Source organism: Sphingomonas sp. Mn802worker (assembly GCF_000382485.1).
GTDB lineage: Bacteria > Pseudomonadota > Alphaproteobacteria > Sphingomonadales > Sphingomonadaceae > Sphingomonas.
In genome coordinates this window covers 301,855-314,308 of sequence record NZ_AORY01000001.1, presented here as the reverse complement: position 1 = coordinate 314,308, position 12,454 = coordinate 301,855, and the positions used below count along the sequence as shown (strand labels likewise).

The window sequence follows — 12,454 nt, the reverse complement described above, 5'->3', positions numbered from 1 at the left end:
TCAGGCCGCCGCCAGCGTCCGTCCGCGGACCATGTCGGCAGCCTTCTCCGCGATCATGATCGTCGGCGCGTTGGTGTTCGATCCGACGAGCGTCGGCATCACCGAGGCGTCGACGACGCGCAGCCGCTCGATGCCGCGCACGCGCAAGGCGCCGTCGACCACGGCATTCGGATCGCTGTCTGGACCCATCTTGCATGTCCCGACCGGGTGGTAGATCGTTTCCGCCGTGGCGCGGACCCAGGCGTCGATCTCCGGGTCGGTACGCACGGTCATGCCCGGATAGATCTCGTCGGCGCGGTAAGGATCGAGCGCGTGCTGGCTCGCGACATCGCGCCCGATCTTGACGCATTCGCGCATGACGCGTCGATCCTCCGGCGTGGCGAGGTAATTGGCGTAGATCAGGGGTTCGTCGGTCGGGTCGGCTGAGCCGAGCGCGATCCGGCCTCGACTTTCCGGGCGCAACTGGCACAGATGCAGCGAGAAGCCGTCCTCTTTCACCTGCGTGCGCCCATGGTCGCGCATGATGGCGAGCACGCCGTGGATCTGCACATCGGGTCGCTCCAGCCCGTCGCGTGAGCGCAGGAATGCGCCGCTTTCCAGGAACTGCTGCCGCCCCAGTCCGCGACCGCGCAAAGCATAGTCCAGCCCGGTCCTCAGCATCGCCAGCCCGCGCGTCGCCGAATAGCCCGTCATCAGCCCCCTGGTGGTCCAGTTCATGATGACGTCGAGGTGATCCTGCATGTTCGCGCCGACGCCGGGCAGGTCGTGCACCGGGGTCACGCCCGCATCGCGAAGCGCGGCGGCATCGCCGATCCCGGACAGCTGCAGGATATGCGGTGACTGCACCGCGCCGGCGGTAAGCAGTGCCTCCCCGAACACGTCGGCCCGGGCACGTTCTCGCCCGCGCAGATACTCCACCGCAACGGCACGCCCGCGCTCGACCACGATTTGCGACGTGCGCGCGTCGGTGATGACGGTCAGGTTGGGGCGCGACAGCGCGGGGCGGAGATAGGCGGCGGCGGCGGACCAGCGCTGCCCGTTGCTGATCGTCAGGTCGTAACGACCGAACCCTTCCTGCTGCGCACCGTTGAAATCGTCGGTTAGCGGGTAGCCAGCCTGCCGCCCGGCCTCGACCAGCGCGTCGTGAAACGGGCTGTCGCTTTCCCCGGCCGAGACGTGCAGCGGTCCTGCGGCCCCGTGCAGCCCATTGCTTTTGCCGCGGTGATGCCCCTCCAGCCGGCGGAAATAGGGGAGCACGTCGTCCCAACCCCAGCCGGCCAGCCCCGTCTGCCGCCACTCGTCGTAATCGCGCGGGTGCCCGCGGGTGTAGATCATGCCGTTGATCGACGACGATCCGCCGAGCCCGCGCCCGCGTGGCCACCACAAGCGGCGATTGTTCAGGTGCGGCTCGGGCTCGGTCCAGAAGCCCCAATTGTGCTTGCCCTTCGCCTTGATGAGATTGCCGACGCCCGCGGGCATCCGCACCAGCATTTCCTTGTTCGCGCCGCCCGCCTCGATCAGGCAGACGCTTGCCGCCGGATCCTCGCTCAACCGCGCGGCGAGCGTGCAGCCGGCGGAGCCGCCGCCGATGATGACGTAATCGTAGCCGGGCATCGTGTCCTCTCCATCATCGCCGCGTCCCGTTCATCCGACGGGATCGCGCCGCATCTTCGTTCAGGGTATCAGAACCAGCTTGCCAACCATGCGGCTCTCGCTCATCGCCGCGAAAGCTTCACGCCAATCCGAGAGCGCGTATTCGCGGTCGATCCGCGGGGTGATTCGCCCCTCGTCCGCCATCCGCCAGATCGCGTCGACATTCTCCCGCCCACGTGTCGGAAAGCGTCGGCCGTATTCACCTGCGCGCACGCCGATCACCGAAAAGCCTTTGATCAGCGGTATGTTGGTCGGAACTTCGGCGATCCGCCCAGAGGTAAAGCCGACGACCAGCAATCGGCCACCGAACGCGATGCAGCGCGTCGACTCGTCAAACACGTCGCCGCCTACTGAATCGACGATCACGTCCGCGCCGCCACCCGTGATCTCCTTGACCTGTTCGCGAAAGCCGGGTGCGGTCGGCAATAGCGTTACGGTGACCGTGCCGGGTTGCTCGCGCCCCAGGATGTCGAGCTTGGCGGCGTCGCGGCCGGTCGCGATGACACGTGCTCCCAGTGCGCGGGCGAGGTCGACCGTGGCCCAGCCGACGCCGCCGGTCGCACCGTGCACCATCACCCACTCGCCCGGCTCGACCCGCGCCAGCCGAACAAGCGCGACATAGGCGGTCAGGTACGTCGCCCCGACGCTCGCCGCCTGAGCAAACGACAGTTGCGCCGGCTTGCGCCTGACCGTTGCTGCGTCGACTGCAACGAACTCGGCAAAGCCACCCAGTCGCGTGCCCGCGACCACCGCCTCACCGGGTACGAAGCCGTCGCCCGACACGATCTCGCCCGCGACCTCCATGCCGGGTACGAAGCCGTCGCCCGACACGATCTCGCCCGCGACCTCCATGCCGGGTACGAACGGCAGCGGCGGTTTGAGTTGATACGCACCGCGCGTCATCAGCACGTCGGGATAGTTGAGCGCGGCGGCGCGGACGCGGATCAGCACCTCTCCGTCGCGGGGCGTGGGCGGCGGCACATTGTCCAGCGTCACGCCCGACAGATCGGCCGACAATGCGGAGACGCGCAGCGCCTTCACGGCACCGGTGCCCGCGCGATCATGATGTCGAGCAGGTCGTCGAACAGGGTCGCGATGTTCAGGTGCGGCGCGTGCACCTTGCTCAACCCCAGGGTAATCAGTCCATAGGCGCGAATCTCCGCCTCTGCGCGGGTGAACCCTGCCGCGGTCAGGCAACGCGCCAGGAAATCGAGCATCAGCGTGTCGTGCCGCTCGACCGCATCGCGTGCGCGCGGGTCGCTTTCCGCCCAGGCGCGCATTGCGATCGCGAGCCGCGACGATCCCCGCCGCCGCACCGTCTGGCCGAGCAGCCGGATACGGTCGATCGGATCGGGCGCGGCGCGTTCCAGCGCATCGATCAGGCTGCCGAGCTGGTCCTCGGAGAAATAACGCGCCAGCTGGCCCTGATAGTCGTCGAAGTCGCGGAAGTGGTGATAGAAGCTGCCCGTCGAGACGCGCAGCTCCTCGGCAAGCGGACGCAGCTTCAACGCGCGCAGACCGCCGCGCCGCAGCAATGACTGTCCCGCCTCCAGCCATGCGGCGGGCGTCAGATCGGGCGAGCGGATCGCAACAGCGTCTTTGCCCGGCGTGAGCGTCTCCACCGCAACCGCGCTTGTCATTCCCTTGGCCATAACGAAGGTTACGCGGCGCCTGCCGGTACGTAAAGCAGCGCTGCGGACCTGCGGGGTCCTTTAGCTGTCAATTGGCTGACGCATCAATTCAGCAACGGTTCGACACGCCTCGTGCATCACTTCACCGTCGCCTTCCGGATCCGCCGGGTGGCGGTCGAGATGGTGTCGATCGATCGGTCGGCGTGGTGGAGTGCGTAGCGAAATGATCAGGTCATTGGTTGCCGGGCTGCTCGCAGCCGCGGCGGGGATCGTACCGGGAGTGGCGAGCGCGCAGGACGGCTCGGTCCGCGACATGATGCGTGCGCGCATGCAGGCGCGGGTCGAGGCGCAGGGCCGCGTCGAACGACCGGCGGGGCAGGAGCGCACCGGCGACCGTGGCGGCTGGCAGCGTCCCGAAGGTGCGGCACGGGGCGATTGGCACCGTGAGGGTCGCGGTCCACGACCTGATCGTGGCCCCGGTCCACAGGGTATCAGCGCCCCGGCGCCGGACCGTGACTGGAACCGGCCGGCGGGTGGCCCACCGCGGCAAGCGGACAGTGCCGCGGGCTGGTCGTCCGGGGATCGCGGCGAGCGGCCCGGCGGCGGACGTGGAGGTGTTCGTTCACCGGATTGGGCACGCGAGAACGGCGGCGTGCCCGACGCACGCGGCGGCTGGGCCGGGCGCGGTCCGGGTGAGGGCAATTGGGCGGACCGCGCGCCATCGCAGCGCAACCGGGATGATCGCGGGCGCGGTGATCGCGCGTGGAACGGTGCGCAACCGAATCGTGACTGGGCTGGGCGTAGCGGCTGGAACGATCGCGGAAACCGCGCCGGCCGCGAACAGGGCTGGGGCGCTTCGCCGCGCGGATCGGACCGCGGCTGGAGCGCGGGCCGCGGCCGTGATTGGGATCGCGGCTGGCGGCAGCAGCGCCGCTACGACTGGTCGGGATACCGCAACAGCAATCGCGCCGCCTATCGACTGCCGCGTTACTATGCGCCCTATGGCTGGAACGGCGGCTACCGTCGCTTCGCCGTCGGCGTACGGCTGTCGCCGGTCCTGTTCGCGCAAAGCTACTGGATCGACGATCCGTTCGCTTATCGTTTGCCCGAGCCATATGGCCCATATCGCTGGGTGCGTTACTACAATGACGCGGTGCTGGTCGACGTCGACACCGGCGAGATCGTCGACGCGATCTACGACATCTTCTGGTGATCGCATCAGGTGTCGGGCGGGTCAGGCTTGCCTCGCCCGCATCGACTTGCGAGTGAAGGGCATGGTCACGACGAGCGTACCCCCCGGTCACCCTTCGGCCGCCCGCGCTGGCATCGGCGCGCAGGTCGCCGCGCGGCTTGACGCCGATCCGCGCATGACGCGGCTGCCGAGCGAGACGATCCAGGCATACCGCTGCCTCGGCTTTCTTGACGACGCCACCTGTGACCATCTCGTCGCGCTGATCGAGCGGCAGCGCCGACCCTCGACGCTGCTGTCCGACACGGGCAAGAGCGCCAACCGTACCAGCGACAGCTGCGACATGGATCGCACCGCGCCCGACATCCGCGCGGTCGACGAGTTGATCGCCGGCGCGCTCGGGCTCGACCCCGCACACGGCGAGACGATGCAGGGGCAGCGCTACGCGCCGGGCCAGCATTTCCGCACCCACCACGATTATTTCCATGAGGGCGAAAGCTACTGGCCCAGGATGCAGGCGAGCGGCGGGCAGCGCACCTGGACGGCGATGATCTACCTGAACGAGGTGGAGGAGGGCGGCGCGACCTGGTTCCCGCAGGGCGGCGTGCGTGCGGTGCCGCGGCGCGGCATGTTGCTCGCGTGGAACAACATGGAAGCAGACGGTCGCCCCAACACGCGCACGCTGCACGAAGGGATGCCGGTGGTGGAGGGCGTCAAGTACATCGTCACCAAATGGTTTCGCGAACAGCCATGGGTGATGCGGCAGGCGTGATCCGGCTGGCCGCTGGGGAGCGCCGTGCCCGCGCGCGTGACCGCTTGGGTGTTTTCGGCTAAGTATCGTTAATGCGGAACGTTTTGGATATCGATCGCTCGATCCTCGGGCAGGCATGGCGCTGGCGCGCGCTTGCCGACGATCAGCGCGCTGGGTTCGTGCCCGACGATCTGGTCACGCAGATACTGCTGTCGCGCGGGTGTCCGCGCGAAGCGCTCGACGACCACCGCGCACCCTCGATCCGCAGCTTCATGCCCGACCCGTCTATCTTCCGCGACATGGACAAGGGTGCCGCGCGTCTCGCCGACGCGGTCGAAGCGGGGGAGCGGATTGCGATCTTCGGCGATTACGACGTGGATGGCGCGACCTCTTCGGCGCTGCTCGTGCTGTTGCTGCGCGCGCTCGGTCGCGATGCGCGCGTTTACATCCCCGACCGGCTAACAGAAGGGTACGGGCCGAACGCCGCCGCAATGCGGTTGCTCGCCGGTGAAGGCGCGACGTTGATCGTCACCGTCGATTGCGGCGCGCAGGCGTTCGACGCGCTGGCCGACGTGCCCGTCGATGTGCTGGTCGTCGATCATCACAAATGCGCGACCGAACTGCCGCGCGCGCATGCGGTGGTGAACCCCAACCGGCTCGACGAGACGGAGGGCGCCGCGCACGGGCATCTTGCCGCCGTCGGCGTCTGCTTCCTGCTCGCCGCCGCGACGATCCGGGCGCTCAGAACGCGCGGCTATTTCGCCGACCGCCCCGAGCCCAGGCTGCTCGACCTGCTCGATCTGGTCGCGCTCGGGACCGTCGCCGACGTGGCGCAACTACGCGGCCTCAATCGCGCGTTCGTGGCGCAAGGATTGAAGGTCATGGCGGCGCGGCGCAATCCCGGCATCGCCGCGCTGATCGAGGCATCGCGGCTGACGCGTGCGCCGACCGCGACGGACCTGGGCTTTGCGCTTGGCCCCCGGGTCAACGCCGGCGGGCGCGTCGGGCTCGCCGATCTCGGTGTCCGGCTGCTCACCACGCAGGACGCGGACGAGGCGCGCGTGATCGCTGGCGAACTCGACCGGCTGAACGAGGAGCGTCGCGCGATCGAGGCGATCGTGCAGGAGGGCGCGGAGGCGAACATCGTCACCGATCGATCGATCGTCGTCGTCGCGGGGCAGGGGTGGCACCCCGGCGTGATCGGCATCGTCGCGGGACGATTGAAGGAGAAGCTCGGCCGGCCTGCGATCGTCATCGCGATCGACGAACACGGCATGGGCAAGGGGTCGGGCCGATCGATCACCGGCGTCGATCTGGGGGCCGCGATCCTGGCGGCGAAGGAGCATGGCTTGCTGGTCGCGGGCGGCGGGCACGCGATGGCGGCGGGGCTGACCGTCACGGCCGACCGGATCGACGCGTTCGCCGCCTTCCTTGATGAGCGGCTGTCGGCCGCGGTCGCGCAGGCGGTGCTCGACCGCGCATTGCTGGTCGACACCGTGCTGGCACCCGGCGGCGTGACCCCGGACCTGGTGCAGGCGCTGGAGGCCGGCGGGCCTTATGGCACCGGCTGGCCCAGCCCGCGCGTTGCCGTTGGTCCCGTGCGGACGATCAAGGTCGATGTCGTCGGCAATGGCCACGTCCGTGCGATCGTGGCGGGCGACGATGGGCGCAGCATCAAGGCGATGGCGTTCCGCGCCGCTGATACGGCGCTGGGGCAGGCGCTGCTCGCCGCCGGTCCGACGCGGCGGTTGTGGCTCGCCGGGCGCGCGAAGCTCGATGACTGGGGCAGCCGACCCGCGGCCGAATTGCACCTCGACGACGCGGCGTGGGCAAATTGACCGCCAAGGTAAGCACGCCGCGTCGAAGAGGCTTGACCGACCGCCGCTTTTGACGCAATGCGCCGCCTCGCCTCACGGCCCCTTCGTCTAGCGGTTAGGACGCGGCCCTTTCACGGCTGAAGCACGGGTTCGATTCCCGTAGGGGTCACCACGCCAGTTGCGTTGGTGGCGTTGGTCCGTGCGCGGGCGGACAAATATCTCTCTTCATCATTTTGCATGCGGCACATGGCAGGTGTGTCGACGAGCAATCGGAGAACGGCCGCGCCTGAAGACGCGGCCGTCGTATCTTATCGCTTCAGACGCGCCTTGCGGGCGGCGTAGCGCGCGTCGCGGGCGGCCTTCATCTCGGCCTCGGTCGGGACCTTGCGCATCTTCTGACGTGCCTCGTCGGCCAGCCGCTTTTCCTCGGCGGCGGCCTCGCGCGCGGCTTTCTTCTCGGCAGCGGCCTGCTCGCGCGCCGCCTTCTTTTCCGCGCTCACGCGTGCCTGTTCGGCGGCGCGGGCCTCGGCGATCTTGCGCTGCTCGGCCAGCACCGCCTCGTCGACCGGCGGCTTCGCGCGCAGCTTCTCGATCGCGGCCTGCTTGGCCTTGGCGGCGAGCGCGGCGCGCTCCTGAAAACCCTGTTCCTTGAACGCAGCCATGAAGGTCGATAAATTCCTGATTGTTGGTGGACGAGGCCGGAGTGCGACGAGCGCGCGGCCTGTCAGTCATATAGCGCAATCGGGCGGTTTTGCCAAAAGATTGCGCCCCGGGCGGCGGCGGACGGTCGCCAGGCGTCGCGTGCGACGTTAACGCGCGATGCGATATTCCTTCAGGTACAAGCGAGCATCATGGTTCCCAGAGAGTTGATCGGCACTGCGCGCGTTCCCGGCGGCGAGGAGTTGCGGCTGTTCCGGCGCGGCGACGATTTCATGATCGTGCTCGACCGCAACGAGTTGATGAACAGCCGGATGAGCGGTTCGGAGGAGGCGCTTGCCACCATGACGATCGAGCGGCTGCGCACGCACGCGGCGCCGCGGCTGCTGATCGGCGGCTACGGCATGGGGTTCACGCTGCGTGCCGCGCTTTCGGTGCTGCCCGCCGACGCGCGCGTGACGGTGGCGGAGCTGGTACCGCAGATCATCGCCTGGGCGCAGGGCCCGATGGCGGCGCTGACCGCGGGCTGTCTCGATGACCCGCGCGTCGGCGTTGCGCAGATCGACGTGGCGGACATGATTTCCGAAGGTGCGGGCGAGTATGACGCCATCCTGCTCGACGTCGACAATGGGCCCGACGGGCTGGTGCGCGCTGCCAACAACCGCCTCTACGCAATGCGGGGGCTGCATCTCGCGCGTGAGGCGCTGCGGCCCGGCGGGGTGCTGGCGGTGTGGTCGGCCGCGCCCGACGCGGCGTTTGCACGACGGCTTGCGTCGGCGGGCTTTGCGGTCGAGGAACGCACCGTTCGCGCACGCAGCAACGGCAAGGGTGCGATCCACACGATCTGGTTCGCGACTGCGGCCTGACCCGGTCTAGCCCGCTTCGGTCTCGATCACCGTGACGTGCGCCTCGCGGCAGGCGCGGGCGAGTTCCGGCTCGATCCGGTCGATGACCAGATAGTCGACCGCGTCGAGCCCCGCGATTCTGACCGGGGCCGCGCGGCCGATCTTGCTCGCGTCGGCGACGAGGATCACCTTGCGTGCATGCGCGATGATCGTCTGCGACACGCGCACCTCCTCGACATCGAAGTCGAGCAGCGTCCCGTCACAGTCGATCGCGGACGTGCCGATCACCGCATAGTCGACGCGGAATCCGCGGATGAAGTCCATCGCCAACGCGCCGACGATCGCGCGGTCGCTGGCGCGGACACGACCCCCCGCGGCGATCACCTCGATCGGATCGCGTCCTGCCAATATGTCGACGACGTTCAGGTTGTTGGTGATGACCAGCAGCTCGCGGTGATCGACCAGCGCGCGGGCGACCGCCTCGGTCGTGGTGCCGATGTTGACGAACAGGCTCGCACCCTCTGGCACCAGCCGCGCGGTAGCCGCACCGATGGCGGCTTTCGCTTCTGCGGCGACGGCGGCGCGCGTCGCATGGTCGATATTGCCGACGCCCGAGGTCACCACCGCGCCGCCGTGAACGCGCGACAGCATCGCCCGCGCGGCGAGGTCGTTCAGATCCTTGCGGATCGTCTGCGGCGTCACGCCCAGTCGCGTGGCGAGCGCCTCGACCGACACGCTTCCGGTCTGCCGTGCGAGCGCGAGGATATGCTGGTGACGATTGGCGACGAGGTCGGTCGTTTGGCTCACCCTGCGGTACGCCTCACGCGCGAGAGATAGTCGTCGAGTCGCGCCTCGGTGCCGTGCGGGACGTGGAGCCCTAGCTTGCTGCGCCGGTACAGCACGTCCTCCGCGGTGCGCGCCCATTCCTGCGCGATCAGGTAGTCGACCTCGCCGGTCGTCAGTCCGCCGCCCAGGTCATCGCCCAACCCCTCTTTGAGGATGCGACTGATCCGCGTGCCGTACGCGCGTGCCAGCCGCCGCAGCAGGGCAGGGGCGACCGCGGGATGATCGTTCGCCAGATGCGCGAGGAAGCGCTCAAAATCGTCCATGTCGCCGCCCGGCAGCGTCGCGCCTGCGGTCCACGCCGCGCTCGCCTGCGGGAAGAATGGCGCGAGTTCCGCCAGCGCGTGTTCGGCAAGCTTGCGGTAGGTCGTGATCTTGCCGCCGAAGATGCTCAGCATCGGCGCGCGGCCCGCTCCGCCGTCGAGATCGAGCACATAGTCGCGCGTCACTGCCGAGGCGCTGCCCGCCTGATCGTCGTAGAGCGGGCGGATGCCCGCATAGCTCCACGCAACGTCGTCGCGCGTCAGACGTCGCGTGAAATAGCGGTTGGCGGTGTCGAGCAGATAATCGGTCTCGCTCTCGCTGATCTGCGCCTTGGCGGGGGCGCCCTCCCACGGCTCGTCGGTGGTGCCGACGAGTGTATATTTGCCCTCGTAGGGGATCGCGAACACGATGCGGCGATCGGGGTTCTGCAGCATGAACGCGTGATCGCCCTCGTACAGCTTCGGTACGACGAGGTGGCTGCCCTTGACCAGCCGCACGCCGCGCTCGCTGCGGTTCGCGCCCGTGCGCCCGATCACGTCGGCGACCCATGGGCCGGCAGCGTTGACCAGCGCGCGCGCGCGCACCGACTCGCGGCCGGTCAGACCTTCAATCGTGGCCGACCACAATTCACCATCGCGGCGCGCATCGATCAGCGTCGTACGGGTGCGGATGTCGGCGCCGTGTTCGGCCGCGTCGCGCGCGTTCAGCACGACCATGCGGCTATCCTCTACCCAGCAGTCGGAATAAACGAACGCCTTGCCGTCTGCGTCCTTCAGTCCGTCGCCATAGACCGTTTCGCCCAGCGCGATCGTGTCGGTGCCGGGCAGTTCCTCGCGCCCGCCCAGATGATCGTAGAGGAACAGCCCCAGCCGCACCATCCAGGCGGGGCGAGGCGATTGTGTCTGCGGCAGCACGAAGCGTAGCGGCCAGATGATGTGCGGTGCCATCCGCCACAGCCGCTCGCGCTCGATCAACGCCTCGCGCACCAGCCGGAACTCGCCATATTCGAGATAGCGCAACCCGCCGTGGATCAGCTTGGTCGAGGCGGAGGAGGTGTGGCTGGCGAGATCGTCCTGCTCGACCAGCAGCACCGACAGTCCTCGGCCCGCCGCATCGCGAGCGATGCCAGCACCGTTGATGCCGCCGCCGACAATCAGCAGGTCGTAGGTAAGAGGCTCGGCCATGTCGCTCACTTTCGTTTCTCCTTTCGTATGTAGTAGAAACGAACCGAAACGAAAGTGTTGACGCGAGCACAAGAAGCGCGCGACTGCTGCTGCCTGCGTGATTGAGAGGGTGAGCGATGGCGAAGACGCATATATTGGCGATCGATCAGGGAACCACCTCGACCCGCAGCATTGTCTTTGATGCATCGGCAACGCGCGTCGCCAGCGGGCAGACCGAGTTCGCGCAACACTATCCAGCACCCGGCTGGGTCGAGCATGATCCCGAGGATATCTGGCGTGACGTGCTCGCCACCGCACGGCAGGCGATCGCTGACAGCGGGGTAGGGGCGGAACGGATCGCGGGCATCGGCATCACCAACCAGCGCGAGACCACGCTCGTCTGGGATCGCGCCACCGGCAAGCCGATCCACAATGCGATCGTCTGGCAGGACCGCCGCACCGCGGAGACCTGCGCGCGTTTGAAGGCGGATGGTCATGAGAATGATGTTCGCGCGCGTACCGGCCTGCTGCTCGACCCATATTTCTCGGGCACGAAGCTCGCCTGGATTCTCGACCATGTCGACGGCGCACGCGCGCGGGCAGAGGCAGGGGAACTCGCCTTCGGGACGATCGACTCGTTCCTTCTGTGGCGGCTAACCGGCGGCAAGGTCCATGGCACCGATGTCACCAATGCCTCACGCACCTTGCTGTGGAACATTCGCGACGGATGCTGGGACGAGCAGATGTGCCAGCTACTGGACGTGCCGATGTCGCTCCTGCCCGAGGTGCACGACAACGCCCACATCTTTGGCCACACGGCGGACGGGCTGTTCGACGCGTCGATACCGATCGCGGGGATCGCGGGCGATCAGCAGGCGGCGCTGTTTGGACAGGCATGTTTCGCGCGCGGCATGGCTAAGTCCACATATGGCACCGGCTGCTTCATGCTCCTGAACACCGGCGAGGAGGCCATCGCGTCGGAGAACCGGCTGCTGACGACGCCCGCTTACCGGCTGAACGGACGCACGACCTATGCGCTGGAGGGATCGATCTTCGTCGCCGGCGCCGCGATCAAGTGGCTGCGCGACGGGATCGGGGTCATCACCCACGCCAGCGAGACCAACGACATGGCGACGGAGGTGCCCGACAGTCACGGCGTCTACATGGTGCCCGCCTTCGTCGGCTTGGGCGCGCCGCATTGGGATCCGGATGCACGCGCCGCGATCTTCGGGCTCACGCTTGGCGCGACGCAGGCGCATCTCGCGCGTGCGGCGCTGGAGGCGGTGGGCTATCAGACGATGGACCTGGTGGAGGCGATGGTGGCGGACGGCAGCGCGCGCCCCGCGACGATGCGTGTCGATGGGGGGATGGCGGCGAATGACTGGCTATGCGGGTTCCTCGCCGACCTGCTCGAGGTGCCGGTCGAGCGTCCCGACGATCTGGAGACGACCGCCCGCGGGGCGGCATTCCACGCCGGGCTGGCGACGGGCGTGTGGTCGGGGCTGGACGAACTCGAGCGGCTGTGGTCGCGCGAACAATGTTTCGAACCGAAGATGACGGCCGAGGCGCGCGCGCCGCTGATCGCGGGCTGGCGCGACGCGCTCAGGCGGACGTTGGCGTGAAGATGGTATGTTGCGCTGT

Annotated in this window: 11 protein-coding genes and 1 tRNA gene; 6 read left to right on the top strand and 6 right to left on the bottom strand. The window is 68.2% G+C overall.

Annotated features, from left to right (window positions below):
• Genes SMN802W_RS0101620 through SMN802W_RS0101610 form a run of 3 tightly spaced genes read right to left on the bottom strand, consistent with a single transcriptional unit; the run spans window position 1 to window position 3,293 of the window.
• Window positions 1-1,614, bottom strand: coding sequence for a choline dehydrogenase (locus SMN802W_RS0101620; RefSeq protein WP_019515135.1), 1,614 nt, complete (start codon window positions 1,612-1,614; stop codon window positions 1-3).
• Window positions 1,615-1,674: 60 nt separating this feature from the next.
• The gene (locus SMN802W_RS0101615; RefSeq protein WP_019515134.1) at window positions 1,675-2,694 is read right to left on the bottom strand and encodes an NADPH:quinone oxidoreductase family protein; all 1,020 of its coding nucleotides are present in this window, start codon (window positions 2,692-2,694) and stop codon (window positions 1,675-1,677) included.
• Window positions 2,691-3,293 (bottom strand): TetR/AcrR family transcriptional regulator, encoded by a 603-nt coding sequence (locus SMN802W_RS0101610; RefSeq protein WP_156818673.1) that lies wholly within the window; start codon window positions 3,291-3,293, stop codon window positions 2,691-2,693. Before SMN802W_RS0101610 ends, SMN802W_RS0101615 begins: the two co-directional genes overlap by 4 nt.
• 214 nt (window positions 3,294-3,507) lie before the next feature.
• On the opposite strand from SMN802W_RS0101610, the gene SMN802W_RS0101600 reads away from it, so the two are divergent.
• The 4 genes from SMN802W_RS0101600 (at window position 3,508) to SMN802W_RS0101585 (ending at window position 7,213) form a co-directional block, all read left to right on the top strand.
• Window positions 3,508-4,497: an RcnB family protein gene (locus tag SMN802W_RS0101600; RefSeq protein WP_019515132.1), complete on the top strand. Its 990-nt coding sequence runs from the start codon at window positions 3,508-3,510 to the stop codon at window positions 4,495-4,497.
• 61 nt (window positions 4,498-4,558) lie between these two features.
• A complete protein-coding gene (locus SMN802W_RS0101595; RefSeq protein WP_019515131.1) occupies window positions 4,559-5,245 on the top strand; it encodes a 2OG-Fe(II) oxygenase in 687 nt (228 codons plus the stop codon).
• Window positions 5,246-5,316: 71 nt separating this feature from the next.
• Window positions 5,317-7,062, top strand: coding sequence for a single-stranded-DNA-specific exonuclease RecJ (recJ, locus tag SMN802W_RS0101590; protein ID WP_019515130.1), 1,746 nt, complete (start codon window positions 5,317-5,319; stop codon window positions 7,060-7,062).
• Window positions 7,063-7,138: 76 nt separating this feature from the next.
• Window positions 7,139-7,213, top strand: a tRNA-Glu gene (locus SMN802W_RS0101585).
• Between the two features lie 136 nt (window positions 7,214-7,349).
• Here the strand turns inward: SMN802W_RS0101585 and SMN802W_RS0101580 are convergent.
• Window positions 7,350-7,703, bottom strand: coding sequence for a DUF6481 family protein (locus SMN802W_RS0101580; RefSeq protein WP_019515129.1), 354 nt, complete (start codon window positions 7,701-7,703; stop codon window positions 7,350-7,352).
• Window positions 7,704-7,892: 189 nt separating this feature from the next.
• Between SMN802W_RS0101580 and SMN802W_RS0101575 the strand changes: the two genes are divergently transcribed.
• The gene (locus SMN802W_RS0101575; protein WP_026325632.1) at window positions 7,893-8,564 is read left to right on the top strand and encodes a spermidine synthase; all 672 of its coding nucleotides are present in this window, start codon (window positions 7,893-7,895) and stop codon (window positions 8,562-8,564) included.
• Between the two features lie 6 nt (window positions 8,565-8,570).
• On the opposite strand, the gene SMN802W_RS0101570 is transcribed toward SMN802W_RS0101575, so the two are convergent.
• Both SMN802W_RS0101570 and SMN802W_RS0101565 read right to left on the bottom strand, forming a co-directional pair.
• Window positions 8,571-9,350, bottom strand: a complete 780-nt coding sequence (locus tag SMN802W_RS0101570; protein ID WP_019515127.1) for a DeoR/GlpR family DNA-binding transcription regulator — start codon at window positions 9,348-9,350, stop codon at window positions 8,571-8,573.
• Window positions 9,347-10,834, bottom strand: coding sequence for a glycerol-3-phosphate dehydrogenase (locus SMN802W_RS0101565; RefSeq protein WP_026325631.1), 1,488 nt, complete (start codon window positions 10,832-10,834; stop codon window positions 9,347-9,349). The genes SMN802W_RS0101570 and SMN802W_RS0101565 overlap by 4 nt, the downstream gene beginning before the upstream one ends.
• A 116-nt stretch (window positions 10,835-10,950) precedes the next feature.
• Between SMN802W_RS0101565 and glpK the strand changes: the two genes are divergently transcribed.
• A complete protein-coding gene (glpK, locus tag SMN802W_RS0101560) occupies window positions 10,951-12,435 on the top strand; it encodes a glycerol kinase GlpK (protein WP_019515125.1) in 1,485 nt (494 codons plus the stop codon).
• Window positions 12,436-12,454: the final 19 nt, after the last annotated feature.